Genomic DNA, 26,533 nt, shown 5'->3' with positions numbered 1-26,533 from the left:
CTTAGATTTTCAAATAAAAACTTTTTATTGATCTATAAACCGATGCGCTCGGTAATAGTTTACTTTCATAAAATGTAATTTTGTCTGCAGTAAATTTTATTAAGGGAAGATTTACTTCAGTCAAAGATAATATTTTTTCTGCATCTTCATACCCCCTAAATCTTAATAAAGTTAAATGCGGTTGAAATTTTCTGTTTTCTTTATTGAATCCGTACTCTGAAAATGTTGTTTCTATTTCTGAGACAATTTCGCCGAGTTTACGATTTTCATTCATCCCTACCCAAAAGATTTTAGGTTCATTCCCTTTTCTAAACACACCAAATCTATTAAAACTTAAATCCAATGAATTATATTTTTTAATAATTCCTTCAATACCAGAAATATAGGTATCAATAAATTCTTTTTTAGTATCTCCAAGAAATTTTAATGTGAGATGAAGTTTCTCCCGGGACTCCCATTTAACATTATGTAATTCTCCAATCTTACTTCTAATAATTTCTTTTATATGAGATAAAGCATCATCAGGAATTTCAAGAGCAATAAAAGTTCTAATCATCATAAGAAATACCGAGAAGATTTCTTCTCAACATCTCTAATGCTGCTTGTGATGTTCTATCTTTATTGAGAAGTCTGTCATCCCCAAAATGGAATTCTTTTGCAGTGCAAATTTTTTCATTACATAATCCGATAAAGACCAAACCGATAGGTTTACCTGCTGATGCACCAGTTGGACCCATAATTCCGGTAACAGAAAGACCTACATCTGTCCCGCTAATGGCTTTAACGCCTTCTGCCAATTGTCTTGCAACTTCTAAACTAACTGCACCATTTTTCTGAATTGTATCTTCATCAACATGAAGAAGTTCAACTTTTGCTGCATTGCTGTAAGCAACAATTCCTCTTTCCAAAAATTTACTACTGCCGCTGATATTAGTTAATCTGCTCATTATTAAACCGCCGGTACATGATTCTGCAATAGCTAATTTCAATCCTCGATCAATAAAAAGTTTTGATACAACACTTTCTAATGTATCGTTTTCTGTGCCGTAAATATATCTTCCAACTACAGCACGAATTTTTTGTTCTATCTCATCTAACTTATTGACTGCAGTTTCTTCATTCTTGCTGATGATTGTTAATCTCATTCTTACACCAAACTGATTAGGCAAAAATGCTAACTTAGCTCCTTGTAAGAGTTCATCAACATTTCCTAATCTATCATATAGCATGGATTCTGGGATTCCCGTCGTTAACAAATTTTTTGTTAAAATGTAATTATCTTTTTCTACTCTCTCAGCAAGTCTGGGTATTACAATATTATCCATCATATTTTTCATTTCATAGGGAACACCGGGCATACAAATAAATATTTTATTCTTCTTCTCAATCCAATATCCCGGTGCAGTTCCAAAAGGATTACGAATCGTTTTAGATATTTTAGGAATAAGCGCTTGATCTTCATTTGTGGGAGTGAGTATACGTCCTCTTACTTCAAAGAATTTTTTAATATCTGATAGAACTTCGTTATCAACAATTAATTCTGTCTTAAAAAAATCTACAACACATTTCCTTGTTACATCATCGTGAGTAGGACCTAATCCGCCCGTAACCAATACTATATCATTTATTTCGAATACTCTTTTAAATTCATTTACAATAATTGTTTCATTATCACCAACCACACTTGAACCATTTATATGTACGTTTGCTTGAGTTAATTTTTCTCCTATATAGGCAGCATTTGAATTTGTTACTTGACCAATAAGTATTTCGTCACCAATAGTTATAATGTGAGCTTTCATTTTTTACAGTCTATTTTGTGATTAAATTAAAAATATAAATCGTTAGTTGAATTAGAATGAATGAATAAATTCCCGCCATAATATCATCAAGCATTATTCCCCAACCGCCTTTAACTTTTTCTAAATTACGAACCGGATAAGGTTTGATAATATCCAACACACGCCAAATTAAGAATGCCAATACTATCCACCAAATTTTTTTAGGAAGAAATAACAAGGTAATCCACATGCCAACTATTTCATCAATTGTGCACTCTTTGGGATCTATTCCATAAATCGTTTCAAATTTAGTAGCAATCGGTACACCGATCAAAATAAAAAGAGAGATCATGAAAATCATTAAAGAAGGATTTTCAAATCCGGGAATTAAGTAAATGATTAAACCGGCAAAACTTCCCCATGTACCGGAAGCTGTCTTTATATATCCGGTATAGAAACCTGAGCCGAGAAGTTTTTCTACAAAATTAATTTTCACCTTTGATCATCTTCCTAATTAATAAACGATTACTGAATATGTAAGTAATGCCTGTTATAACTGTGAATAAAGTTATAAATAACATTGCGAAATATATTGCTCGGGCATTCAAAAGAATTTCAAATAAGTAATTGTAATTAATGTGTAATATTTCAAATGTTTTTAATGTATAAATTGTTAATATGTAATAGAGGAAAATAATTTGTATAAAAGTTTTCACCTGTGCTGTACGACTTGTACTGAATGATACTTTCCTGTAATCAGCATAAACACGCAACAAAGTAATTATTAGATCTCTGATTATTATTAAGAGAACCATCCAGAGCTGAAGCACTCCTATTATTACAAAAGCAATGAAGGCAGTAGAAGTCAATATTTTATCTGCTAACGGATCCATAAATTTACCCCATTCAGTTATATAATTAAATTTACGGGCAAGCCAGCCATCATACCAATCAGTAATAGCAGCAATTATAAAAATTAAATATGCAATTTGGATCAGTAATGGTTCACCTGTTAGAAAGAGAATGAGAAATATCGGTGTAAGAATAATTCTTAATATAGTTAATTGATTAGGTAGAACCATTTTTCAGCGATTAGTTTTGTTTGTTTAAATCAGAAATCTTTTTCAAATAAGTGAAATCATAAATACCGGTATTGTGTTTATCAGCCCACACAATTCCAATAGCATAGCTCCCAATCATCTGAATATCTTTAATGAAAAGTTGTTCATCAGAATAAATTGGAATGTATTTACTGCCGTTATTATCTCTTTCAGAAACACAAACTGCGCACGGACAATTCTTTCTTAGATTGGCGAGTTTAATACTGGTTTCTGTATCATCATTCCATTTTATGAATAAATAATTTTTCTCTTTAATCTTTATCTGTACCGGAATCATTATTATAAAGTTTCTCCGGTTAACTTGAACAAAGCTTCTTGATATTTTTTACTTGTGTTCAGAATTACTTCCCCAGGAAGAGGCGGCGCCGGCGGTCTCTTATTAAACTTGATTGATAGAAGGTAATCCCTGACATATTGTTTGTCAAAACTATTTTGAGATCTTCCCTTTTCATATTCATTTAATGGCCAGAATCTTGAAGAATCCGGTGTTAGTAATTCATCAATTAAAATAATTTTACCAGCATAATAACCAAATTCCATTTTTGTATCAGCTATTATTATCCCTTTTGTGAGTGCAAATTCTGCAGCTTTGGTATAAATTTCTATTGCAGCATTTTTAATAAATTGAAATGCATCTTTACCAATAATTTTTTCGGTTTCTTGTTCTGTTATATTTTCATCATGTAAACCAATTTCTGCTTTTGTTGATGGAGTGAAAATCGGTGAAGGAAGTTTTTCCGACTCAACCAATCCCTCAGGTAATTTAATTCCGCAAATCATTCCGGTTTTTTTATAATCCACTAAACCTGATCCTGTTATATACCCGCGAACTATGCACTCGATTGGAATTAATTCTGCTTTTTTAACCAGCATGGAACGATCTTTTAATATCGCTTTATAAGGTAAACATTCTGACGGATATTCATCCACATTCATTGATATTAGATGATTTGGAATAATTTCTTTTGTGAAATTGAACCAGAACTTAGAAATACGATTTAATATTTTCCCTTTATCAGGAATTCCCTCGTTCATAATCACATCAAAAGCAGAAAGACGGTCTGTAGCAACAATCAGATAATAGTTTCCAACTTCATACACATCGCGGACTTTACCTTGCTTGAATAATTTTAGGTTACTAAAATTTGTATTGGTGATTGTTTTAGCAGGCATTTTTCTTCATGAATTTTGATATTGAAATATAAAGAGAGGGAGTGCGGGATTCAACCGGTTATAAACATAAAAGGGATGAATCATCATCCCTTTTTTTGTGGGCAGAGACGGAATCGAACCGCCGACACAAGGATTTTCAGTCCTTTGCTCTACCGACTGAGCTATCTGCCCGCCTTAAATTGAGGCGTAAAAATAAATATTTTTGAGTTAATGACAAAAGTAAAATACATTTTTTAGTGGACTATTTTCATAAATGCAATAAATTGTTTTTGTGTTAAATCAACGATAGTTTTATTGATTTGGTAATGATATTAGTCTATTTTTGTCGGCGAAATTTTTGGAGTAAATATTGTGGATAATCCGGACAGTAGTGGGAATCAAGCAAAAGTAAGTGCAAAAAAAATTCAAGTTGTAATTCTTTCTTCTGTAATGCTTGCGTTCATTTCTTACTGGCGCGCCGCTGCAATTGTTTTGTCAGATCTCGCTTCAAGTGCTTACTATGCACTTGGAATTGCAATTAAAGCTGTTGGACCTTCTGCTCCTTGGTTTGTTCTCTTCGTTATGATCTTCGCTTATGCAATTAGAGCTGTTTATACTGAATCATCGAGTATGTTTGTACGCGGAGGTGTTTATAAAGTTGTTCATGAAGCCCTGGGAGAAACTTTAGCCAAGTTTTCAGTTTCGGCTCTTATATTTGATTATTTGATTACTGCACCAATTAGTGCAGTATCTGCCGGATTATACATAGCTGGATTGATTAGCTCGTTTCACTTTCACATTGGCCTATCTCTATCAATTTCCGATCAGACAATAGCTGTAATAATTGCACTTCTAATTGAGATTTATTTCTGGCGAAAAAATATTATTGGAATCGAAGAATCAAGCAAGAAAGCTCTCAGAATTTTTCAAATTACTGCAACGTTAGCTGTTGTTTTATTAATCTGGTCTTTGATTACAATTTTTGTTAATGGTGTACATATTCCCCCATTTTCAATTCAACTTTCTGAGGATGCATTAGGAGTTTTAAAACACGTTGATTGGTTTAAGGCAATTGCAGGGATTGGAGTAATCGTTGGAATGGGGCATGCAATTCTTGCCGTTAGCGGAGAGGAAACACTTGCACAAGTTTATAGAGAAATTGAAGCACCTAAGCTTCCAAATTTTTTAAAAGCTGGTTTAATTATATTTTTATTTAGTCTTTTGTTCACAGGGGTCAACTCTCTATTTGCGTCCATGATTGTTCCTTACAACGAACTTCAAGGTATTTACAATGATAATGCATTGAGTGGATTAGCAATGCATCAGATTGGTCCTAGATGGCTTCTTTTAATTCTTCAAGCGTTTGTAGTAATTGTGGGTTTTTTGGTGCTTGCCGGAGCAGTAAACACAGCTCTTATTGGTTCGAACAGTGTTTTGAACCGTGTTGCTGAAGATGGAGTTCTTCATGAGTGGTTTCGTAAACCCCATCCAAAATATGGAACGACTTACCGGATAATTAATACTCTTGCCTTTTTTCAAGTATTAATAATCGTTATGAGCCGTGGGGATGTTTTTCTTATTGGTGAAGCTTATGCGTTTGGTGTTGTGTGGAGTTTTATTATGAAAGCATTCTCAATGATCGTTTTGAGATTCAAAGACAAAACTAAACGTGAATGGAAAGTTGGACCCAATTTTAAGATCGGTAAAAAGGAAATTCCTTTGGGACTTGGACTCATCTTCTTAGTATTACTTCTATTAGGAGTTGTGAATTTATTTACTAAACCGTTTGCTACAGTAGGAGGTGTAACATTTACAATAATTTTATATATCGTTTTTGGAATCTCTGAAAGAAAAAATAAAAAGCTTTCGGCAGAACATCATTCGTTAGAAAAATTTATCATTACTCCGCAAACAAGTTTTTCCAAACTATTAGAGGGCAGTCCGAATCGAAAAAGAAAACTTGTTGCAGTAAGTTCCCCTTCAAGATTATATCATTTAGAAAAATGTTTGGAAAAAACTGCAGAAGATGATACTGAAATAATTGTAATGTACGCAAAAGTAATTCCTGAAATAATCAACATGGTTCAAGATAAATATATGGGGTTAACGGAAGATGAGCTTTTTAGTAAGGTGATTACGCTTGCGGAAAAAGAAGGTAAGACTGTAAAACCGATAGTTGTTCCAACAAACAACGCTCTATATGCTATTGCTTATACTGCAGCAGAATTAAATGTTGATGAAGTTTATTTAGGTGTTTCAGTAAAGTATTCACCAGAAATACAATTTCAGCAACTTGCTATATACTGGGGTTATGCACAATCTGATCAAACAAAAAGCCTAACTGTTAAAGCGGTAAGTAAGACAGGCAACGTTAAACAAGAATTAGAGTTTGAACTCTAGGAATACTTATAAACCAACTTCAATTCTGATTCGTTTTCTATCAATATGAACTATAAGAAAAAAGAAGAGCGCCAATTAGCGCTCTTTTCCTTAAATTGTATTTTGATCTGCTTTACATCAACAAAGCCATAATTGCTTTCTGAACATGTAATCTGTTCTCTGCTTCATCAAAAATTACTGAATTAGGTGAATCGCAAATTTCATCTGTGACTTCAACACCGCGATGTGCAGGTAAACAATGCATAAATATATAATCCTCTTTTGCATGTTTTACCATTTCTGCATTTACTTGAAAACCGGCAAATTTTTTCTTTCGTTCATCAGCTTCTTTTTCTTGTCCCATACTTGCCCAAACATCTGTATAAATAATATCTGCATTTTTCACGGCATCAATCGGTTTATTAAAAATCTCGATCTTACTTCCCATATACTTAGCATTCGCTTTCGATTCATTAACAACAAAATCCAAAGGTTTGTAACCGGAAGGAGAAGCGATTGAAATATCCATTCCAACTTTTGAACAGCCGTGAAGTAAACTATGCGCCATGTTATTGCCGTCGCCGATGTAAGCTAATTTTAAACCGCGCAAAGTTCTTTTCTTTTCTAGAACTGTAAACAAATCAGTAAGGACTTGGCAAGGATGATGTAGATCCGTTAATCCGTTAATTACTGGGATTGAACCATACTTTGCTAAATCAACAACATCTTGATGGTCGAAAGTCCTAATCATTATTCCATCGAGATAACGTGAAAGCACTTTAGCAGTATCAGAAATACTTTCACTTTTCTTCAATTGTAAATCATTTTGATTGAAAAACATTCCGTAACCACCGAGCTCGTAAATTCCAACTTCAAAAGAAACACGAGTTCTTGTTGATGGTTTTGAAAAGATCATTCCCAATTTCTTCCCTTCTAATACACGATGAGGTTCACCAGTTAATCTTTTCTGTTTTAATACAGCACTTAAATCAAATATTTGATAAATCTCTTCTAGCGTGAGATGATTAATTTCTAGTAAACTTTTCCCTTTCATATTTACTGCCATGATGCACCTTCTATTTTAATTTATTATTACCACAAAAATAAGTATTAGAACATTTTCTCATAATCAATTTTTCTTTTTTCTTTTGGGATCCAGTAAGAGTTTTTGCCGTCCTTAAATTTCAGGTCGAGAAATTTCTTACCGAATAGTTTGGCACTAAAACCTAACGGAGTTAGAATAAACACAAACAAAATTATTAAAATAAATCTAGAGATTACCCACCCTAAAGCAAAAGCAAATCCCATCCATACCTTATAAATATTGACCAACCTTTGCGGTGATATCAATCCGACAAAAAAAAGGAAGATTCCAAAACCAATAAAGTAACCGCGCGAATTTTGCCAATGGTTACGCCATAATAATATTATCCCGAAAAGAAGTAAAATTCCACCGACTGTAATACCAAATTTCTTTAGCGACTTCTTCGAAATGTCAAGTTCACCTAATTCATGCACAACATCTTTAATCCAACTCATACTTCGCCTTCCAATCTATTTCGTCATTAAATTTCGGCTGTTCATCTTTGTAAAAAAGAAAATTACCAATAGCGAGATTATCCATTTCCGTTCTCATAAAACATTTATAAGCATCAAGAGGAGATTCTACTATCGGCTCTCCACGAACATTAAATGAAGTATTAACTATTACTGGGCATCCGGTTTTTTCATAAAACTTTTCGATTAATCTGTGATAAAGTAGATTATCGTCTTTGTGAACAGTTTGTATTCTTGCTGAGTAATCAACATGAGTAACTGCCGGAATTTCCGAACGCACAATATTTAATTTAGCTATACCCCATAATTTCTTTTCTTCGTCTGCCATTACTCGTTGTTTATCTTTTTTTACATCAGCAACTAAAAGCATGTACGGACTTTCACGATCGAGTTCAAACCATTCGGATACTTTTTCTGCAAGAACCGTTGGCGCAAATGGGCGGAAGCTTTCCCGATGTTTAATTTTTAGATTCATTTTCTTCTGCATCTCAGATGAACGTGCATCACCAATAATAGATCTGGCTCCAAGAGCGCGCGGCCCATATTCCATTCTGCCTTGAAACCACCCTACAACTTTTTCTTGAATTATTAAATCGCTTACTTTTTCAATAAGTTCTTCCGGTTTTAGTCTTTGTGCAGTTAGTTTATGCTTCTTAATAAATTTTTCAATCACATCATCATTGTACTCGGTTCCAAAATAAGATCCCTTCTGTAAATCTCGACTGCTATTTTTTACAATTGGTTTATTAAAGTAATGGTGATGTGCTATCATCGCCGCACCTAAAGCTCCGCCTGCATCACCTGCTGCCGGTTGGATCCAGATATCTTCAAAAATATTTTCTCTTAACAGTTTCCCGTTTCCGACACAATTAAGAGCAACACCACCTGCCAGACATAAATATTTTTCATTTGTCACATTTTTAATATTACGAGCCATGCGAATCATTATTTCTTCGGTAACATTTTGAACAGACCGTGCTAAATCCATTTCACGCTGAGTCAAATTTGTTTCCGGTTTTCTTGGCGGTCCATCGAATAATTTTGCAAACTTATCATTTGTCATCGTTAGTCCGGTATTGTAGTTGAAATACTCCATATTCATCTTAAACGAACCGTCATCACGCAGATCAATTAAATGATCATAAATTTTCTGGACATACTTTGGTTCACCATACGGAGCGAGTCCCATTACCTTGTACTCACCGGAATTAACTTTGAATCCGGTGAAATAAGTAAACGCAGAATATAAAAGTCCGAGAGAATGCGGATAATGTAGTTCAGAAATTATTTCAACTCTATTTTCATTTCCAACATCCATCAATCGTTAAAAAAGCAGCACGCTTAAACGGAGAAGGGAAAAATGCAGAAGCAGCATGCGATTCATGATGTTCAGGAAATAAAATCTTCCCTTTATATTTTAATTCTTTGGATATCAAATCTTGCATCCAAAGTTTGTCTTTTAACCATAAAGGCATTGCCATTAAAAAAGATTTTAAACCGCGTCCCGGAAAACTCATGTAAGTTTCTAGTAAGCGGTTGAATTTTATTATCGGTTTGTCATAGAAAGCAACCGCGTCCAACTGCTCTATTGATATAGCGGCATATTGTAAACAAAAACGTATAGCATTTTTAGGAAAACTGTGGTCATGTTTTATACGTGTGAACCTTTCTTCTTGAGCGGCAGCAATAATTTCTCCGTCACGTATTAAACATGCGGCTGAATCATGATAATAAGCTGATATGCCGAGGATGTATGAATTCATTAACCATTTCTTAAAGTTTGAGAAAGATTAAGATCAAGAGCACGATCATGCTCTTGATTATTTACAACGTTATTCTTGTCCCGCAATTTTCTTTTCCAATTTCACTTTCAGAAGTTATGATTGCTTCATTTCCTGTCTCTTCTACAAATTCTATTGCAGCAAGAATTTTAGGTCCCATACTTCCGGCTGGAAATTCACCAGCATCGTAGTACTTTCTAGCTTCAGACACACTGAGTTTATTAAGTTCTCTCTGATTTGGTTTGTTGAAGTTGATGCAAACCTTAGAAACGTCTGTAATAATATAAAATCTGTCTGCTTTAATATTTCTTGCCAATACAGATGAAGCTAAATCTTTATCAACAACAGCTTCTATGGCTTCAAGATATTTTGTATCAGTATGCCAGTAAACCGGAATTCCTCCGCCACCAACTGCAATTACGATATGACCATGATTTACTAAATCCTTAATAACTTTTTTATTCATGATATCAATCGGTTTTGGAGAAGCGACAACTTTTCTCCAACCTCTTTTTCGAGCATCTTCTTTAAAAACCCAATTATTAGCTTTTGCTAAAAGTTCAGCTTCTTCTTTTAAATAATACGGGCCAATTGGTTTTGTTGGATTTGTAAATGCGGGATCGTTAATATCAACAAGAGTTTCGGTAATAACCGCAACAACATTTCTACGAAGATTTGTTTTACTAATTGCATTACGCATTTGCCGCTCAATCATGTAGCCAATCCCTCCTTGTGAATCAGCTACACAAATATCTAACGGCATTTTGGGAATCTTGTATTGTGAATATCCTGCTTCGTTTCGAAGAAGAATATTTCCTACTTGCGGACCATTACCATGAGTAATAATTATATTGTAACCATTTCTGAGTAAACCAATTAATTTCTCACAAGTATCGAGTGTGTTCTTCTCTTGCTGTTCAATGGTTCCAATTTCATTTGCGCGTAAGAGTGCGTTGCCGCCAAATGCAACAACCGCAATCTTTTTCATATTAGACCTTTTGATTTAAGAACTGACTCGCATGTATTCACGCCGATTTCCTGCAATTCATACATTACTCTTGTTGACGGTTTATTGATCTTTAAAATTCTGCCAAGATCAATCGGAGTTCCGATTACAACAGAATCACAATCTGTTTTATTAATTGTTTCTTCAAGATCCTTTATTTGTTCATCTCCATAACCCATAGCCGGTAGAAGTACACCAATGTTCGGATATTTTTTAAATGTATCTGAAATTGAATTTACAGTGTAAGGTCTTGGATCAACAATTTCTTTTGCACCAAGTTTTCGTGCAATCACAGTTCCTGCTCCGTATTTCATTTCACCGTGTGTAAGAGTTGGACCGTCTTCAACAACAAGCACACGTTTATCCGTAATGAGTTCAGGTTTATCTACTGTTATTGGAGAGGCTGCTTCGATAACAATCGCTTTTGGATTTACAGCGTGAATATTATTTCTAACAGTTACAATTCCATTTTCATCTGCTGAATCTACTTTATTAATTATTACAGCGTCTGCCATTCTTAAGGAAGTGTTGCCGGGATAGTAACGCATTTCGTGACCAGGTCTATGCGGATCCACAACCGTAAAAGTTAAATCAGCTTTATAGAAAGACATATCGTTATTTCCGCCATCCCATAAAATAATATCTGCTTCTTTTTCAGCTTCGCGAAGGATTGCTTCATAATCAACACCAGCGTAAATAACTCCGCCTCGTGCAATATGCGGTTCATATTCTTCTATTTCTTCAATAGTGCATTCATGTTTTTTTAAATCATCAATTGTTGCAAATCTTTGAACTTTTTGTTTCACTAAATTACCGTAAGGCATGGGATGACGAATTGCAACAACTTTCTTCCCTGCTTTCTGTAAAAGTGAAACGATTCTTCTTGAAGTTTGAGATTTACCACAACCGGTTCTAACTGCTAAAACTGCAATAACAGGTTTTGTACTTTTAATCATTGTCTCTTCAGAACCCATTAATCTAAAAGATACTCCAGCAGCATTTACAATTGATGCTTTGTTCATTACATAGTCATAAGTTACATCAGAATATGCGAATATTACTTCATCAACTTTTAGATTCTTGATTAAAGCTACAAGTTCTGATTCTTCGTAAATCTTTATTCCGTTTGGATAAAGTTTTCCGGCTAATTCTGTAGGATAAATTCTACCATCGATGTTTGGAATTTGAGTGGCAGTAAAAGCAACAACATTGTAATTCTCGTTATCTCTGAAAAATACATTGAAGTTATGGAAATCTCGTCCTGCAGCACCCATAATAAGGACGTTTGTTCTTGGCATTTTTTACCTCATTTATTTTTATTCAACTGTTACGCTCTTTGCTAAATTACGCGGCTGATCAACGTTCAATCCTTTCATTACTGCTATATGATAAGCTATTAATTGTAAAGGAATAACACTCAAAATTGGTGAAAGGATTTCATTTGTTTTCGGAATTTTTATAACATGATCAACCATTTCCTCGATTTGAGTATCTCCTTCATTAACAATAGCAAGTATTCTACCCTTTCTTGCTTTAACCTCTTGTATATTACTTATTACTTTTTCATAAACTGAATCTTTTATTGCAATAAAAACTACAGGCATATTTTCGTCAATCAAAGCAATGGGTCCGTGTTTCATTTCTGCAGCAGGATAACCTTCTGCATGTATATAGGATATTTCTTTTAGTTTTAATGCACCTTCTAAAGCTACAGGGAAATGATATCCTCTTCCTAAATACAAGAAATTTTTTGAGTCAGCATATTTTTCTGCGATACTCTTTATATATTCGTTTTGCCCAAGTATTTTCTCAACATTTTTATTCAGCTCTTGCATACTCTTTATTATTTCCTGACCCTGCGGCAAATTCATGTTCCGTTTTCTAGCAAGTAATAACGTTATTAACGCCAGTACAACAATCTGAGAAGTGAATGCTTTAGTAGAAGCAACTCCTATTTCCGGTCCGGCATGAATATAAACACCCGCATCACTTTCACGTGCAATTGTACTACCAACAACATTACAAATACCGATACATAATGCACCCTTTTTCTTTGCTTCTTTCATTGCAGCCAATGTATCAGCAGTTTCACCGCTTTGAGAAATAAAAATAACTGTATCATCTTTATCAATTATCGGATTTCTATAACGCATCTCAGATGCATATTCAACCTCTACTGCTTTACCAGCAAACTGCTCAATCATATATTCACCTACTAAAGCAGCATGCCAAGATGTGCCGCAAGCAGCAAGGATAATCCTTCTTGAATTAATTATTCTTTCTTCAAATCCTTGTAAACCACCAAGTTTAGGAACTCCTTCATCATAAACTAATCTGCCTCTCATAGAATTGTAGATTGATTCGGGTTGATCCATAATTTCTTTTAGCATGTAATGAGCGTATCCGCCTTTACTTAATTCATCAATCTTCATATCAACTTGATGAATTTCTTTTATAATTGTTTCATCAGCAACGGTCTTGGTTTCGAACTTATCCTTATAAACTTCAGCTATTTCTCCATCTTCTAAATAAACAACTTTTTTTGTGTGAGCTATTAATGCATTAACATCTGAAGCTACAAAATTTTCATTATCACCAATTCCTAAAACAAGCGGTGAACCTTTTCGTGCAGCAATAATTTTATCGGGTTCTCCTTTGTAGATTACTGCAATTCCGTAAGTGCCTTCAACTTCATTCAAAGCATATCTTACAGCTTGGAAAAGTGAGTGTTTTAGTTTTAAGTAATGATCTATTAAATGAGCAAGTACTTCTGTATCTGTTTCACTTAGGAATTCATAACCTTCTTTAAGTAATCCTTTTTTTAGTGATAAATAGTTTTCAATGATTCCGTTGTGAATGAGAAATAAAGTTTTATCTTTATTCAAATGCGGGTGGGCATTAACTGTGCTGGGCTCCCCATGTGTAGCCCAGCGCGTGTGTCCGATTCCTAAGTTTGATTCGAGTTTTTCTTTATAGACAAGTTTTTCTAATTCGGATACTTTTCCTTTTGTCTTAACAACTTTGCATTCTTTACCATTAATTATTCCTATACCGGCTGAATCATATCCTCGGTATTCTAATCTTTTAAGTCCTTCGATTATAATCGGAACGCAATTTTTATCACCAATATATCCTACAATTCCACACATATAGTTATCTCCTATTAAATAATACAAATTTTGGTAAGGTACGGGGGATTTTTAATGATCTGGACAAGGACGTAAGAAAAGCTCATTTAGCTTTCGAGAACAAAAATTTTCTATTGAGGTTAGATAATAATTATTCATTCTTTTTTATCTTATTAATGAATTTTTGTGTTGTTAATTTGAGAAAAATTAGCAGCATTATCAATACAACTATACGTGAGTTGCAATTTCATGCTAAATTGTTTGTTAAAACTGTTAATATTATATTTGTAATGTTAATGAGATTTAATGCACCCGTAGCTTAATTGGATAGAGCACTTGACTACGGATCAAGAGGTTCGGGGTTCGAATCCCTGCGGGTGTACAAAATTAATGATTGATGAAAGATGTATGAAGGTTGATGGAAAATTAGTTGTTTTACATCTTCAAGGACACACCAACCATTGTACATTTATATGCGCCCGTAGCTCAACTGGATAGAGCATTTGACTTCGGATCAAAGGGTTGAGGGTTCGAATCCTTCCGGGCGTACTCATTTAATGGCAAATTGAGAATGTCGAATTGAGAATTTTACTAACAACCACAACTGGAGTATAAAGTATTGGAAGTTAACAGCATTTTCATTTTAATAAAATCACATTCTCATTTTCTGTCTCAGTTTTTCCGTTAATAATTCGCAATTCTAAATTCTCAATTATTAATTATGCTTTTCCAAGAACAAGTTTACAAATTCATGTATGCCGCACTTCAAGAAGCCGAAAAAGCCGTTGAATTAAATGAAGTCCCTATCGGTGCCGTTGTAGTTCATCAAAATAAAATAATCGGACGTGGTCATAATCAAGTTGAAATGTTAAAAGATTCCACTGCTCATGCTGAAATGCTCGCCATTACAGCTGCTTCTAATCATCTTCAATCAAAATTTCTTGATCAGTGCGATCTTTATGTAACTCTTGAACCTTGTGTAATGTGCTGCGGTGCTATACTTCTTACAAGAATAAATAATATTTATTTTGGAATTTATGAACCGAAATTTGGTGCATCCGGATCATTATTTAACATTTTAGAAAGCGGAAAATACAATCATAAACCTAATGTCTTTTCCGGAATTTATGCAGATGAATCTAAACATCTTATTGAAAAATTCTTTCTACAAAAAAGAAATGAATCCAAATAAAATCTTGATTGGCATCTTTTCACAATTCTGTTTAATTTTCTTTTAGAAATTATTCAACTTCAAACCCACACGAGATACAATCTATATGCAAATAATAATTTTTGGTTCACCAGGAGTTGGTAAAGGAACACAAGCAAAAATTTTGGCTTTAAAGATGGACATTGCTCATATCTCAACTGGCGATATTTTACGTGAAGCAATTAAAAAAGAATCAGAACTTGGTAAAAAGGCAAAAGCTATTGTGGAGAAAGGCGAACTTGTACCTGATGATGTTATGGCAGGAATTATCTTAGAAGTTTTAAAAGAAGATAAATGTAAAAACGGATTTATATTAGATGGTTTTCCTAGAACGATTGCTCAAGCAAAAATACTCGATAATATTTTTGCAGAACTTTACATTGAAAAGTCATTCATAATCAAATTAAATGTAGATGATAATATTATCATTGATCGTTTAACGAACCGATTAGTTTGTAACAAATGCGGAAATATCATCGGTAAGAGCGAATATAAAGAAGATTATACTTGTCATGTATGTAAATCAACTAATAGTTACTATAAACGCAAAGACGATGATGAAGAAGTAATCAAGCGCAGATTAAAAGTTTATCACGAAACTACTTCTCAAGTATTTGATTATTACTCAGACAAAACACGTGTTATTGAAGTTAATGGAACTCAAAGTATAGAAGAAGTGACAAATAAAATCTTAGGGATGATAAATATTAATTAGTTTCTGGTTCCCCTTTCTTTTTGATCAATACCTTTACTGCTCTGCCACCCTCCAACCTTATTATTTTCGAATCTATTCTTCTAACTACTTCATAATTATGTGTAGCAAAGATCATCGAGGTTCCTCGAGAATTTATTTTTTTAAGAATTGTTAAGATTTCTTCAGTTGTTTCAGGGTCTAAATTCCCTGTTGGCTCATCGGCAAGTACTAAGAACGGATCATTTATTATTGCACGTGCGATTGCTACACGTTGTTTTTCTCCACCGGAAAGTTGGTGAGGCATATTGTTTTGTTTATGCGCCAATCCTACATCAGAAAGTGCATTAAGTATTTTTCTTTTAATCTGTTTTTTAGGAATGCTCGTTACTTGAAGAACGAATGCCAAATTATCGTAAACATTTCTGTCTTGAAGCAATTGAAAATCTTGGAATACAACTCCGATATTTCTTCTTAAAAAAGGAAGATCTTTATTTCGTATGGACTCTGATGAATAATCACCCACTTGAACATCTCCGGAATCGGGTAACAAATCCATATAAATCATTTTGAGTAAGGTAGTTTTTCCCACTCCGCTCTTACCGATCAGAAAAACAAACTCGCCTTGACTTACTTGAAGATTTAAGTCATTAAAGACCGGTTGATTTGAATATTGAAAATCAACGTGATTAAAACTAAGCATAAGATTTTTTCTTTAAGATAAATTGTGCCCGTTCTGTTTCTGCATCTGCATTTTCGAAAGTAAATGCTTTATAACATTTGTGTACATAAAAATCCGACTTATCAATAAAATTAAAATAATCTTCGAATAAGTAAATTTTCTGTTTGTGAATTTCCTCAACCTTTTTGCCATTGGCAAGTATTAATTCAAAGTGATTATAATGAATTCGAGTACGTTTATCAAAGAAACTTCTCTGCTGAAAAACTACACCATTTACCTTACCTCTTCGGTTAAGATACTTCTCATATTTCAAACTATTTTTTTCAAGACTAACATCAAAAGCAAATAGTCCGTTATCAGTTAGACAATTACTGACGCCGTCTAACAATTTATTAATATTCTCTTTCTTGTTAAGATAATTTACACTATCAAATGTGGAGAAAATAAAATCAAACTTCTTTTTAAACGGAAGAGATTTCATATCGCAGCATATTTTTAATAATTGGAAATTTTTAAGATATGACAACATTGAGAAGGATAAATCTGAAATGATAATTTTTTTTATTCTAGAGCTGAGATTAGCTGCAATATGTCCTGTTCCACCCGCAAGTTCTAATACTGAAATATTTTTTTTCTTTACTTCTTTACTAATTTGATAAATGTAATCAGCCCATTTTTCATAATTGATGGAACGCATTATGTGTGGATAAATCTCTGCAATAGCGGAGTAATTGTTTACGGTAATTATTTTTTTTGTCTCCGGTTCGTAATTATTTTTTCTGCCCATTTAACTGCTTCAAGCATGCTTTGTGGATTAGCAATTCCGCGGCCTGCAATATCAAATCCTGTCCCGTGATCTGGTGAAGTGCGAATGATTGGAAGTCCTGCTGTATAATTTACACCACTATTAAAATTCATCATCTTAAAAGGTATTAAGACTTGATCATGGTACATACCTAGAACAGCATCGTAATCTTCATACTTATGATTGCCGAAAAAAGCATCCGGTACAAAAGGACCCTCTACTGAAATATTTTTGACTGATCTTAAAGCGGGAGCTATAGATAATAATTCTTCTTTTCCGATGTACCCATTCTCTCCAGCATGCGGATTTAATCCAAGAACTGCAATCTTTGGTGAACTTTTGTCTAAATCTTTTACTAAAGTATCGTGAAGGGTTTTAATAGCAGCAACAACTCTTTGTTTTGTTATCAGCTTGCTTACATGATTTATTGGTTCATGTATTGTTGTCAATCCGCAAATAAATTTATTAGATAGAAAAACCATCAAATAATTTTTTGATTTAGAAAATTTTGCAAGTATCTCAGTTTGTCCGGGATATTTTATTCCGGCATATTTAAATGCTGTTTTTGAAACCGGAGCTGTAATAATTGCATCGGCTAATTTTAATGATACAGCTTCATAAGCTCTCTTTAGCGATGCGAACGCAGCTTTACCAGAAAAGATAGTTGGTTTGCCAACTTGCTGTTTATAGTTACCGATATTTATGATCGTAACATATGAAGGATCTAAATTTTGCGGGAATTTATCTTTAATTATCTGATAACTAAATGAATGAGTAGTGCTGAGTAATTCTTCTTCAATAATATTTGAAGGACAAAATAATACAATTTTTCTTTCAGCCGGGCTATAGATCTGATTGATGGTCTTTATACAGATTTCCGGACCGATACCGTTTATGTCACCGCATGTAAACGCAAGTGTTTTCATTTTTTAGTCTAACGTATAGTTCCCTAATCCCGATTTATCCGTAAAAGAGAATTCTTTTTTTAGTTTTGGGTATTTCCAAATTTCTACAACAATGTTCGAATTTGAATACTCCCGTTTTATCTCATCAGGTTTACCGTACTTCATATATATTTTCCCACGGTCAGATTTCGTACCATTAGGATAACTAACTGTACTGAAATTATCAATCGAATAATCTGCTCGTTTGTAATATTCGTTCTCAAGTTCATTGAATGCATATTTCTTGTTACCGGTCTTATCATCCCAATATTTCTTAAGAACTTTGGCATATTCATTTTTATCTGAATCTAATAGTGTTTCTATTTTTTGTGCGCTTTCAATAGCTCCGAGAGCTTGAATTGCGAATTCAGGATTCATAAGAGATTTAGGTTTATCATTCCATAGAACAATAAATTCAAACTCAACCGGCTTTGCATTGTCTCTCGAGATTATTAATCGAGCATTCCCTTCTTCTAGAAAATAACTAAAATTTTTCATAATAAAATACTTTGTATTCAGAAGTTTCTTATCGGAATAAAGAACAATCATATTTTCACATTCTTTGAGATCATATCCATTATGGAAGTAATCAGTAATTTTTTGATTAACTTTTTCCTTCCCATCTTGTTCGATTTTTATATTCAATTCCTTCGCTGTTGAATCTAAAACCGGGATGAGAATTGAATAATTATTGAGAGAGAACGGTATTGTATTCATAAAATTAACAAGCTGAAAGCTATTCTTTGATTCACACAGAGATTCATTATTCTGAACCACGATTGGTCTGCCAATCTTTTCTTTAAGGATTAGATTATTGTGAACAGATATTGAATCAAGTGGAATGTTTTGATTGCTGTTTATTATACTTATATAAGGATAGATTACATATTCTTGACTTTTGTTTTCAATACTCAGAACACCCTGGGCATAATTATCAACAGCTTTAGTCTCTTCATAAGAGTTAACAACAACTGATTTTTTTAAGGATTTTCGATCAACAATTTTATCAGCGTTTTTGATTTCAAGGTCAAAGACAAATCCAGCAGTATATTTATTGTCGTTCTTTGTAAAAAATAATTCCTTAAATGGGATTCTATATGAAAAATAACAGACAGAAGAACTATCATAAAAGAAAATATTCTTCTCTAAAAAGATTGGTACCCTTGAAAACTGAAAGTGTCTTTCTCTTTGTTGTGCCGAAATAGTAACTAAAAAAGAAAATAAAAAAAAGAAAGATATTTTTTTAAAATTCAATCGAACCATGCTTTCCATAAATTGATTAACTATTCATACTAAGCATGAATTCTTTATTATTTTTTGTCCCTCTCATCTTATCTAAAAGAAATTCCATTGCTTCTGCAGAATCAAATTCACTAATAATTTTCCTGAGGATCCAGACTTTACTTAATTCGTCTTCTTTTTGTAATAATTCTTCTTTTCTTGTTCCGGATTTATTAACATCAATTGCCGGGAATATTCTCTTATCAGATAAACTTCTATCAAGAACCAATTCCATATTACCGGTTCCTTTGAACTCTTCAAAAATTACTTCATCCATTCTACTCCCCGTATCAATTAATGCTGTAGCAATGATTGTTAAACTTCCACCGTCTTCAGTATTTCTTGCGGCTCCAAAAAATCTTTTCGGTTTGTGAAGTGCGTTCGCATCAACACCTCCGGATAATATTCTTCCGCTGTGAGGAATAACTGTATTATGTGCGCGTGCAAGACGTGTAATCGAGTCTAGTAAGATCACCACATCATCACCGGCTTCAACCATTCGTTTTGCTTTTTCAATAACCATATTGGCAACTTGAACGTGTCGCTCTGCCGGTTCATCAAAAGTTGAGCTTATAACTTCTGCCTGAACTGAACGCTGCATATCTGTTACTTCTTCAGGACGTTCATCTATTAACAACATTATAATTTTTACTTCCGGATGATTTCTTGATAATGAGTTGGCTACTTTTTGTAATAATACTGTCTTACCGGCTTTCGGAGGAGAAACGATTAAACCTCTTTGCCCTTTACCGATTGGAGAAAGCATATCTATGATACGCATAGAATACTCACCTGGTGCAGATTCCAATTTTAATCTTTTCGTAGGATAAAGCGGAGTTAAGTTGTCAAATAAAGTTCTTTCGCGGATCGCTTCCGGATCTTTTCCATTAACAGCTTCAACACGTAATAAAGCAAAAAATCTTTCACCTTCTTTTGGCGGGCGAACCTGACCGCTTACAAAATCACCTGTTCTTAAACTGAACCTTTTGATCTGTGAAGGTGAAACATAAATATCATCCGGCGAAGGCAGATAATTATAATCTGCCGAACGCAGGAAACCATATCCATCGGCTAAGACTTCCAACACTCCTTTTGAAAATGTAAGACCGTCTTTTTGTGATTGAGCTTCTAAAATTTTGAAGATGAGTTCTTGTTTGCGGAGATCGCTGTAACCGGCTATTGAAAAATCTTTAGCGATTTTGTAGAGATCTACAATCTTTTTTGATTGCAGCTCTGAGATATCCATTGGCATGAGTAAATCCTATTGCTTGTGAGAAATTCTTGTAATATTCTTTATTGATTGACAATCTGGGGATTTCAATAATTGATAATAGTGAATTAATTATAAACTGAAGACTATTGAGGCACGGGTGAAAATTAATCTCCCTACACGACTTTGTCAAGCACTTTTCTCTAACATTTTACTTTTTATTTCACCTAGTAGATACATGCTTCCAAGCACTACCAGGCACTTATCTGTACGCTCATTGAAGAAATCCTGAACTAATTTAGACCCATTTTGAACAATCTTAATCTGCATCCCAGCTGAATGGGCTATTACTTCTATCTCATCAGGTGTAGCTGAACGGTCTATATCAATTTTTGTTACATAAATCTGGTTAAAATAAGGCCTGAGAGATTCAAGCATTTCACTGATTGATTTGTCTTTCATAACACCAAAAAGTAAAATCCTTTCTTTATAAGAATTATATTCTTTTGAATATTCGTCTATGAACGATTTAACTCCTTCAGGGTTATGTGCAGAATCGAAAATGATTTTTGGTTTTTTGCAAATTATCTCGTAACGACCTTGAATTCCGGTATTCTCAACTACATTTCTTATTCCTCTTGAAATAATAATTCCGTCTTCCATGTTTAAGCTTTTATTTATAGTCTTTAAGGCTAAGGCAGCATTGTAAAATTGATGAGTGCCAATAAGAGGAGTAGAATAAATCGAGAAGGATTTTTTCTGCATAGCTACTATTAGTCTGTCACCTTCGATAGTGGTGAAATCATTAATCAAGTTATAACCACAATTAAGTTCTTTTGCTCTATTACGAATTATCTTCTCAGGTTGATCTGCCATTTTACCAACAAAGACTTTTGAATTTTGTTTTATGATTCCCGCTTTCTCAAAAGCAATTTTTTCGAGAGTATCTCCTAAATGCTGGGTATGTTCTAAACTAATTGAAGTAATCACCGAAGCGGCTGGTTTTATAACATTTGTCGAATCCAGTCTTCCGCCAAGTCCGGTTTCTACTATAGCGTAATCAACTTTCTGTTCATAAAAATATTGGAATGCGAGCGCAGTTGTGATCTCAAAAAAAGTAGGTTTATTTTTTTCAATATAATCTTCTAAATCAGTTACAAATTTTGCAACAAACTCATCTTCAATCATAACGCCATTGATTCTTATCCGTTCGTTAAATTTTACAAAATGCGGAGAAGTGTAAAAACCAACTCGGTATCCCGCTTCCATTAATAAACTTGCCATGAATGAAGCAGTACTTCCTTTACCGTTTGAGCCCGCAATATGAAATGTTTTCAAATCTCTATGCGGATTCCCTATTCTCTCCAACAACTGAAGTGTACTATCCAGCCCAAGTTTCATTCCGAATTGGTGAAGTGAAAAAAGTTTTTCAAGTGAGGATTTTATATCCATACTTAGATTTGATATGACCCTGTTAACTCAGAAATGTTTTGAATTGAATTTTGTTCGCAATAAGTTTTTAATCCTTCAACAATCTCGACGCCGGCATTGGGATTAATAAAGTTTACAGTACCAATTTGGAATGCAGAAGCGCCAACGATCATCATTTCAACTGCATCTTGCCACTCCATAATTCCTCCAATACCAATGATTGGAATATCAACATTGCGTTTTATCTCAAGAATTTTTGCAAGAGCTACGGGCTTAATTGCCGGTCCTGATAATCCCCCGGTAATATTTTTTATTTTTGGTTTTCTTGTGTAAATATCAAAAGCTGTCCCGACTAAAGTATTAATTGCAGAAACACCATCGCCTCCATTTTCTTTAACTACTTTTGCAAAATCAGAAATGCGCGAAACATTCGGTGAGAGTTTTATAAATATTGGTTTATTAGTAACAGCTTTAACTTTTTCTGTAATTCTTCCAACAGCATTCAGGTCATTTCCAAATTCAAGTCCGCCCTCTTTAACATTGGGACAGGAAACATTTATTTCAAATGCATGGATAGCTTCTTCTTGAGTTAATATTCTTGTACATTCAATGTACTCTTCAATCGAGCTTGCTGCAATATTACAGATCAAAGTTGTGTTCAACTTTTTTAGAAAAGGAATTTTATCATTCAAGAAAGATTCCACACCAACATTAGCGAGACCAATTGCATTCAACATTCCCGAAGGAGTTTCTGTTATTCTCGGCGGAGGATTACCTTTACGCGGTTTTAGTGATAAAGATTTTGTTACAATGCCGCCAAGTTTGTTCAAGTCGGTAAATTCTGCTATCTCATTCCCGTAGCCGACTGTTCCGGAAGCTAAAAGAACCGGGTTCTTAAGTCTTAGTCCGGCAATATTTACAGATAGATCAACCATAATTATAATTTAACTGATTTAGCTTCAAACACAGGACCATCTTTGCATACAAGCAAATATGATTCTCCATTAGTTGGATCAATCGGGCAGCCCTGGCAAATCCCGAAACCACATGCCATAGCACATTCAACAGAAATCTGGCAATCATAATTATTTTCGACGCAATAATTCTGCAATGCTTTTAACATCGGTGTTGGTCCGCACGCATAAATTCTAAATTTATTCTGTGAAATGTTTTTGATCTCTCTTTTTAATAATTCTATTACGGTACCGTGAAAACCTTCCGTGCCGTCATCTGTTGCAATTAAAACATTCTTCAATCCTTTCGTAACAATATTTTTCTTTGATCTTCCTCCGATCAAACTGATTACTTTTTTATTTGAGGAAAGATTCTTCACCAAAAATGGGAATGGTGCAACACCAAGTCCGCCGGCAACAATTACGGCTGTATCATAACCTTCTTTATAATCAAATCCGTTTCCTAATGGACCAAGAAGTTCTAGTGATTCTCCCGGTTTCTTCTCAGATATTAACTTTGTTCCTTCCCCATGTATATCGAATAAAAAGAAAAGAAAATCACCTTCAACATCACAGATACTGAATGGTCTTCGTAAAAGCGGAAAAGAATTTTCAGAGACTTTGATATTGCAGAACTGTCCCGGTTTTGCAATTGAAGCGATTGAGGGAGATAATACTTTTATTAGAAATATATTATCGGATATCTTTTGAACTGATTCAACTTTAGATTTTTCTACGTACAAGAATTTTCTCTTTCTTGAAATGAATTAAATTTATTTATGAATAATTAATGATAATGAGAGGTTTTCCTACTCTATAATTTCTTTGAGTACTTTTCTTCTATCGCTTTAATTTTATCAAGTCGTTTTTGATGCCGGTCTCCTAAAAATTTAGATGAGAGCCAAACTTCTGTAATTGATTTTATTGTTTCCTCGCCTAAAGATCTTGCACCGACCGCCAGCACATTTGCATCATTATGTTCTCGTGAACTTTTGGCGGAAAATTCATTGTAACAAGTTGCTGCGCGTATGCCGGGAATTTTATTTGCTGTGATTGCAGATGGTATTCCTGTTGCGTCAATTAATATTCCGTATTTCACTTCACCAATTGCAACTCTGTTAGCCACATTGAATGCAATATCCGGGTAATCAACAGAATCTTCTGTAAAAGTACCGACATCAATTATATCGTAACCTTTCTCTTTCAGAAAATCGAAAACTATTTTTTTAATCTTAACGCCGGTATGATCTGAACCTACTGCAATTTTAACTTGAGAATTTGAACATGATAATGAAGAACCGGATTCACTTTCAACAATCCTTAAACCGGAATGAAGAATTCTATCCTTTGCAAGCGGAGTTAGTACAGATCCTTTTTCAACTACGATCTCTTTATTTCCGCTTTTAATAACTTTCTTAACATCATCTTCTGTAATTAATTTTTTCATTACGTAACTGATAAATATTTATTTAGACTAATTCATTTCTCTTATTCATTTTTAGATAGTCTACAACTTCTCTTACATCCTGAGCGTTATTTCTATCGCAAACCAGCAACGCTTGGCTCGTATTAATGATTACTAAATTTTCAACACCGATAACTGCAGTAAATTTTCTTGGTGAAAAGATGTACGAGCTAAATGTTTTTTCAGTGTAAACATCGCCGATAATAGCATTTCCATCTTCATCCTTTTCAGAGATCTCATATACAGCTTCCCAATTTCCTACATCGTTCCAGTAAAAATCTGCTTTTGTAAGATAAACATTATCCGATTTCTCCATCACACCGTAATCAATCGAAATGCTTTTAAGCTGCCCGTACACAAGTACAACTTGTTTTTCGAAATCATTTGTACCAATGGTCTCTTCAATTTGATCAAGTCCGTCTGAAAGATCGGGCAAATGTTTTTGAATTTCTCCGAGAATAGTCTCAACATGCCAAATAAATATTCCCGAGTTCCACAAGAAATCTCCCGATTCAATAAATTGTCTTGCAGTTGCAAGATTTGGTTTCTCGGCGAAAGTCACCACTTTATAAATGTTGTTATCAATTCCCTTTTCATCAAATTGAATATATCCATAACCGGTCTCAGGACGATTTGGAGTTATACCGATCGTTACTAATCCTTTTGATTTATAAGCATAATCTGCAGCCGTAGAAAGACATCTTCTAAATTGTTCTTCATCTTTAATCAAGTGGTCTGCAGGTAAAGTAATTGTAACTGCATCCGGATTTTTACTTTTGATAATGACTGATGCAAGTCCGATACAAGCAGCGGTATTTTTCCCGAACGGTTCATCAATAATATTTTCTTCCGGAATTTGCGGCAGCTGTTCCTTAACTCTCATCTTCTGTACTTTATTCGTAACAATATAAATATGATCATTCGCAACCAATCCTTCCAATCGTTTTGCTGTATCTTGTATCATCGTGTTTTCGCCAAAGATGCGGATCAACTGTTTCGGTTTTTTCTCTTTACTTCTTGGCCAAAACCGTGAACCTACTCCGCCTGCCATAATAACAGCAAATAATTCCATTTATCTTTCCTTCTGTTTTGGAGAAATGGTCTTACCAAAATTTTCTGCACGAGTTAAATAATTTGTTATATCAACCTCTTTGCCGCGAACTACTGCAACAATAACAATTAAACATGCGCGTAATGATTCAACTACATTGGAGCTTGGAGCAATTTTTTTCTGATTTATTAATTCCAGACCTTTTGCGAAAATGCTGTGCATATTTGATAGTATCTCAAATCCTACCTTCTTAGATAGCTCGGCATTTTCAAACATTATCTTAATGTGACTGTTAATTTCGTTTTCTGTGTATTCATATTTTAGAACACGGTTTAGGAATGGATCAAGCTCTTTTACGGGTCTCAAAACTTTCTCTTCAAAGTTTTCAAAATTAAAATCGTTTTCTTTATTAAGTTCTTCAAAGATTATCGCTTCCCTTAATTCATCAGCGCGCGATCTTCTCGGTAATTCAATTTCCGGTGGTGATTGAACAATAGCATCAAATGAATTTATTTTTTGATTGGTTAGATCAATATTTAATCCGCTGATATCAAATTTCTGAAATGACATTCTGGTCGCCTGCGGAGTAAAAATATCAAGTACTCCATTCAGTTCTTTAACCAGACCGTAACTATGCTCTTTGAATTTATCCGATAGCTTCACAAACTCAATCTTACCGTTATCAATAAAATTCTGAAGATCACCGAGTTTGATACCAAGTTTAGAAAGTTCTGTAATTTTCTTGAAGTTTTTAATCTCCTCAGAAAGAGATTCGCAGTTGTTCAATCTTTCACGGAGAATTGCTACAGTTTCAATTTTCTCCGAGCTTAAACGAAGGTTATTGGCTGCGGCTACAATGCATTGTATGATATATTGTTTAGCCAGATCCAAAGTTAGTCTTTATT

26 protein-coding genes, 3 tRNA genes and 1 pseudogene are annotated in these 26,533 nt (G+C 34.0%); 5 read left to right on the top strand and 25 right to left on the bottom strand.

Features of this window, described 5'->3' with window-relative positions; all coding sequences use genetic code 11:
• Position 1: 1 nt before the first annotated feature.
• The 7 genes from thpR to NTZ27_02545 form a co-directional block, all read right to left on the bottom strand.
• Positions 2–559 (bottom strand): RNA 2',3'-cyclic phosphodiesterase, encoded by a 558-nt coding sequence (gene thpR, locus NTZ27_02575; protein MCX6173618.1) that lies wholly within the window; start codon positions 557–559, stop codon positions 2–4.
• Positions 549–1,802 carry a competence/damage-inducible protein A gene (locus tag NTZ27_02570; GenBank protein MCX6173617.1) on the bottom strand — a complete coding sequence of 418 codons (1,254 nt, stop codon included), beginning with the start codon at positions 1,800–1,802 and terminating at the stop codon, positions 549–551. The genes thpR and NTZ27_02570 overlap by 11 nt, the downstream gene beginning before the upstream one ends.
• Before the next feature lie 10 nt (positions 1,803–1,812).
• Entirely contained in the window at positions 1,813–2,277 is a 465-nt protein-coding gene (locus tag NTZ27_02565; GenBank protein ID MCX6173616.1) for a phosphatidylglycerophosphatase A, read from the bottom strand.
• The gene (gene pgsA / locus NTZ27_02560; protein ID MCX6173615.1) at positions 2,267–2,863 is read right to left on the bottom strand and encodes a CDP-diacylglycerol--glycerol-3-phosphate 3-phosphatidyltransferase; all 597 of its coding nucleotides are present in this window, start codon (positions 2,861–2,863) and stop codon (positions 2,267–2,269) included. Before pgsA ends, NTZ27_02565 begins: the two co-directional genes overlap by 11 nt.
• Positions 2,864–2,873: 10 nt before the next feature.
• Positions 2,874–3,179 (bottom strand): DUF971 domain-containing protein, encoded by a 306-nt coding sequence (locus NTZ27_02555; protein MCX6173614.1) that lies wholly within the window; start codon positions 3,177–3,179, stop codon positions 2,874–2,876.
• Positions 3,180–3,181: 2 nt separating this feature from the next.
• On the bottom strand, positions 3,182–4,075 hold the full coding sequence (locus NTZ27_02550) for a phosphoribosylaminoimidazolesuccinocarboxamide synthase (protein ID MCX6173613.1): 894 nt from the start codon (positions 4,073–4,075) through the stop codon (positions 3,182–3,184).
• A gap of 98 nt (positions 4,076–4,173) precedes the next feature.
• Positions 4,174–4,246: transfer RNA gene (locus tag NTZ27_02545), tRNA-Phe, on the bottom strand.
• Positions 4,247–4,426: 180 nt separating this feature from the next.
• Here NTZ27_02545 and NTZ27_02540 point away from each other — a divergent pair.
• Positions 4,427–6,454, top strand: a complete 2,028-nt coding sequence (locus NTZ27_02540) for an APC family permease (GenBank protein MCX6173612.1) — start codon at positions 4,427–4,429, stop codon at positions 6,452–6,454.
• Between the two features lie 112 nt (positions 6,455–6,566).
• Here the strand turns inward: NTZ27_02540 and argF are convergent, their stop codons facing one another.
• The 7 genes and pseudogenes from argF to glmS form a co-directional block, all read right to left on the bottom strand.
• Entirely contained in the window at positions 6,567–7,499 is a 933-nt protein-coding gene (gene argF, locus NTZ27_02535; GenBank protein ID MCX6173611.1) for an ornithine carbamoyltransferase, read from the bottom strand.
• Between the two features lie 44 nt (positions 7,500–7,543).
• Positions 7,544–7,972, bottom strand: coding sequence for an SxtJ family membrane protein (locus NTZ27_02530; protein ID MCX6173610.1), 429 nt, complete (start codon positions 7,970–7,972; stop codon positions 7,544–7,546).
• The gene (locus NTZ27_02525) at positions 7,959–8,540 is read right to left on the bottom strand and encodes a hypothetical protein (protein MCX6173609.1); all 582 of its coding nucleotides are present in this window, start codon (positions 8,538–8,540) and stop codon (positions 7,959–7,961) included. Before NTZ27_02525 ends, NTZ27_02530 begins: the two co-directional genes overlap by 14 nt.
• 279 nt (positions 8,541–8,819) lie before the next feature.
• Positions 8,820–9,753, bottom strand: a pseudogene (locus NTZ27_02520) (hypothetical protein).
• Between the two features lie 61 nt (positions 9,754–9,814).
• Entirely contained in the window at positions 9,815–10,759 is a 945-nt protein-coding gene (gene arcC / locus NTZ27_02515) for a carbamate kinase (protein ID MCX6173608.1), read from the bottom strand.
• Positions 10,756–12,075, bottom strand: a complete 1,320-nt coding sequence (locus tag NTZ27_02510) for a cyclic 2,3-diphosphoglycerate synthase (GenBank protein MCX6173607.1) — start codon at positions 12,073–12,075, stop codon at positions 10,756–10,758. The genes arcC and NTZ27_02510 overlap by 4 nt, the downstream gene beginning before the upstream one ends.
• A gap of 18 nt (positions 12,076–12,093) precedes the next feature.
• Positions 12,094–13,926: a glutamine--fructose-6-phosphate transaminase (isomerizing) gene (gene glmS / locus NTZ27_02505; protein ID MCX6173606.1), complete on the bottom strand. Its 1,833-nt coding sequence runs from the start codon at positions 13,924–13,926 to the stop codon at positions 12,094–12,096.
• A 287-nt stretch (positions 13,927–14,213) separates the two neighbouring features.
• Here glmS and NTZ27_02500 point away from each other — a divergent pair.
• The 4 genes from NTZ27_02500 (at position 14,214) to NTZ27_02485 (ending at position 15,830) form a co-directional block, all read left to right on the top strand.
• Positions 14,214–14,287: transfer RNA gene (locus tag NTZ27_02500), tRNA-Arg, on the top strand.
• Positions 14,288–14,380: 93 nt separating this feature from the next.
• A tRNA-Arg gene (locus tag NTZ27_02495) sits at positions 14,381–14,454 on the top strand.
• A 172-nt stretch (positions 14,455–14,626) separates the two neighbouring features.
• Positions 14,627–15,097: a nucleoside deaminase gene (locus tag NTZ27_02490; protein MCX6173605.1), complete on the top strand. Its 471-nt coding sequence runs from the start codon at positions 14,627–14,629 to the stop codon at positions 15,095–15,097.
• A gap of 85 nt (positions 15,098–15,182) precedes the next feature.
• On the top strand, positions 15,183–15,830 hold the full coding sequence (locus tag NTZ27_02485; protein MCX6173604.1) for an adenylate kinase: 648 nt from the start codon (positions 15,183–15,185) through the stop codon (positions 15,828–15,830).
• Here the strand turns inward: NTZ27_02485 and ftsE are convergent.
• The 11 genes from ftsE to NTZ27_02430 form a co-directional block, all read right to left on the bottom strand.
• A complete protein-coding gene (ftsE, locus tag NTZ27_02480; GenBank protein ID MCX6173603.1) occupies positions 15,823–16,509 on the bottom strand; it encodes a cell division ATP-binding protein FtsE in 687 nt (228 codons plus the stop codon). The genes NTZ27_02485 and ftsE overlap by 8 nt on opposite strands.
• Complete coding sequence (locus NTZ27_02475; GenBank protein ID MCX6173602.1) at positions 16,502–17,275, bottom strand: class I SAM-dependent methyltransferase; 774 nt, start codon at positions 17,273–17,275, stop codon at positions 16,502–16,504. Before NTZ27_02475 ends, ftsE begins: the two co-directional genes overlap by 8 nt.
• Positions 17,233–18,219: a 4-hydroxythreonine-4-phosphate dehydrogenase PdxA gene (gene pdxA / locus NTZ27_02470; protein ID MCX6173601.1), complete on the bottom strand. Its 987-nt coding sequence runs from the start codon at positions 18,217–18,219 to the stop codon at positions 17,233–17,235. The genes NTZ27_02475 and pdxA overlap by 43 nt, the downstream gene beginning before the upstream one ends.
• Positions 18,220–18,222: 3 nt before the next feature.
• Positions 18,223–19,491 carry a GWxTD domain-containing protein gene (locus tag NTZ27_02465; GenBank protein ID MCX6173600.1) on the bottom strand — a complete coding sequence of 423 codons (1,269 nt, stop codon included), beginning with the start codon at positions 19,489–19,491 and terminating at the stop codon, positions 18,223–18,225.
• 25 nt (positions 19,492–19,516) lie between these two features.
• The gene (rho, locus tag NTZ27_02460) at positions 19,517–20,764 is read right to left on the bottom strand and encodes a transcription termination factor Rho (protein ID MCX6173599.1); all 1,248 of its coding nucleotides are present in this window, start codon (positions 20,762–20,764) and stop codon (positions 19,517–19,519) included.
• Positions 20,765–20,917: 153 nt separating this feature from the next.
• Entirely contained in the window at positions 20,918–22,180 is a 1,263-nt protein-coding gene (locus NTZ27_02455; protein MCX6173598.1) for a bifunctional folylpolyglutamate synthase/dihydrofolate synthase, read from the bottom strand.
• A 2-nt stretch (positions 22,181–22,182) separates the two neighbouring features.
• Entirely contained in the window at positions 22,183–23,094 is a 912-nt protein-coding gene (locus NTZ27_02450; protein MCX6173597.1) for a dihydroorotate dehydrogenase, read from the bottom strand.
• 2 nt (positions 23,095–23,096) lie between these two features.
• Positions 23,097–23,855, bottom strand: coding sequence for a dihydroorotate dehydrogenase electron transfer subunit (locus NTZ27_02445; protein ID MCX6173596.1), 759 nt, complete (start codon positions 23,853–23,855; stop codon positions 23,097–23,099).
• Between the two features lie 71 nt (positions 23,856–23,926).
• Positions 23,927–24,559 (bottom strand): ribose 5-phosphate isomerase B, encoded by a 633-nt coding sequence (rpiB, locus tag NTZ27_02440; protein MCX6173595.1) that lies wholly within the window; start codon positions 24,557–24,559, stop codon positions 23,927–23,929.
• A 22-nt stretch (positions 24,560–24,581) separates the two neighbouring features.
• Positions 24,582–25,649 carry a mannose-1-phosphate guanylyltransferase gene (locus NTZ27_02435; GenBank protein MCX6173594.1) on the bottom strand — a complete coding sequence of 356 codons (1,068 nt, stop codon included), beginning with the start codon at positions 25,647–25,649 and terminating at the stop codon, positions 24,582–24,584.
• Positions 25,650–26,519: a hypothetical protein gene (locus tag NTZ27_02430; GenBank protein ID MCX6173593.1), complete on the bottom strand. Its 870-nt coding sequence runs from the start codon at positions 26,517–26,519 to the stop codon at positions 25,650–25,652. It lies immediately after the preceding gene.
• Between the last annotated feature and the right edge of the window lie 14 nt (positions 26,520–26,533).

Source organism: Ignavibacteriales bacterium (assembly GCA_026390775.1).
Classification (GTDB): Bacteria; Bacteroidota; Ignavibacteria; order Ignavibacteriales; family Melioribacteraceae; genus Fen-1258.
The sequence above is the reverse complement of the archived record's forward strand: the minus strand, read 5'-3'. Positions and strand labels throughout refer to the sequence as shown.

Coding starts and splice junctions, on each gene's coding strand:
- NTZ27_02525 (MCX6173609.1), bottom strand. CDS start 8,540: ATGGAATATGGGCCGCGCGCTCTTGGAGCCAGATCTATTATTGGTGAT.
- pdxA (MCX6173601.1), bottom strand. CDS start 18,219: ATGAAAACACTTGCGTTTACATGCGGTGACATAAACGGTATCGGTCCG.
- NTZ27_02550 (MCX6173613.1), bottom strand. CDS start 4,075: ATGCCTGCTAAAACAATCACCAATACAAATTTTAGTAACCTAAAATTA.
- NTZ27_02555 (MCX6173614.1), bottom strand. CDS start 3,179: ATGATTCCGGTACAGATAAAGATTAAAGAGAAAAATTATTTATTCATA.
- NTZ27_02435 (MCX6173594.1), bottom strand. CDS start 25,649: ATGGAATTATTTGCTGTTATTATGGCAGGCGGAGTAGGTTCACGGTTT.
- arcC (MCX6173608.1), bottom strand. CDS start 10,759: ATGAAAAAGATTGCGGTTGTTGCATTTGGCGGCAACGCACTCTTACGC.
- rpiB (MCX6173595.1), bottom strand. CDS start 24,559: ATGAAAAAATTAATTACAGAAGATGATGTTAAGAAAGTTATTAAAAGC.
- NTZ27_02570 (MCX6173617.1), bottom strand. CDS start 1,802: ATGAAAGCTCACATTATAACTATTGGTGACGAAATACTTATTGGTCAA.
- ftsE (MCX6173603.1), bottom strand. CDS start 16,509: ATGCTTAGTTTTAATCACGTTGATTTTCAATATTCAAATCAACCGGTC.
- rho (MCX6173599.1), bottom strand. CDS start 20,764: ATGGATATCTCAGAGCTGCAATCAAAAAAGATTGTAGATCTCTACAAA.
- NTZ27_02485 (MCX6173604.1), top strand. CDS start 15,183: ATGCAAATAATAATTTTTGGTTCACCAGGAGTTGGTAAAGGAACACAA.
- NTZ27_02490 (MCX6173605.1), top strand. CDS start 14,627: ATGCTTTTCCAAGAACAAGTTTACAAATTCATGTATGCCGCACTTCAA.
- NTZ27_02475 (MCX6173602.1), bottom strand. CDS start 17,275: ATGGGCAGAAAAAATAATTACGAACCGGAGACAAAAAAAATAATTACC.
- NTZ27_02450 (MCX6173597.1), bottom strand. CDS start 23,094: ATGGTTGATCTATCTGTAAATATTGCCGGACTAAGACTTAAGAACCCG.
- pgsA (MCX6173615.1), bottom strand. CDS start 2,863: ATGGTTCTACCTAATCAATTAACTATATTAAGAATTATTCTTACACCG.
- NTZ27_02530 (MCX6173610.1), bottom strand. CDS start 7,972: ATGAGTTGGATTAAAGATGTTGTGCATGAATTAGGTGAACTTGACATT.
- argF (MCX6173611.1), bottom strand. CDS start 7,499: ATGGCAGTAAATATGAAAGGGAAAAGTTTACTAGAAATTAATCATCTC.
- NTZ27_02455 (MCX6173598.1), bottom strand. CDS start 22,180: ATGGATATAAAATCCTCACTTGAAAAACTTTTTTCACTTCACCAATTC.
- glmS (MCX6173606.1), bottom strand. CDS start 13,926: ATGTGTGGAATTGTAGGATATATTGGTGATAAAAATTGCGTTCCGATT.
- thpR (MCX6173618.1), bottom strand. CDS start 559: ATGATGATTAGAACTTTTATTGCTCTTGAAATTCCTGATGATGCTTTA.
- NTZ27_02510 (MCX6173607.1), bottom strand. CDS start 12,075: ATGCCAAGAACAAACGTCCTTATTATGGGTGCTGCAGGACGAGATTTC.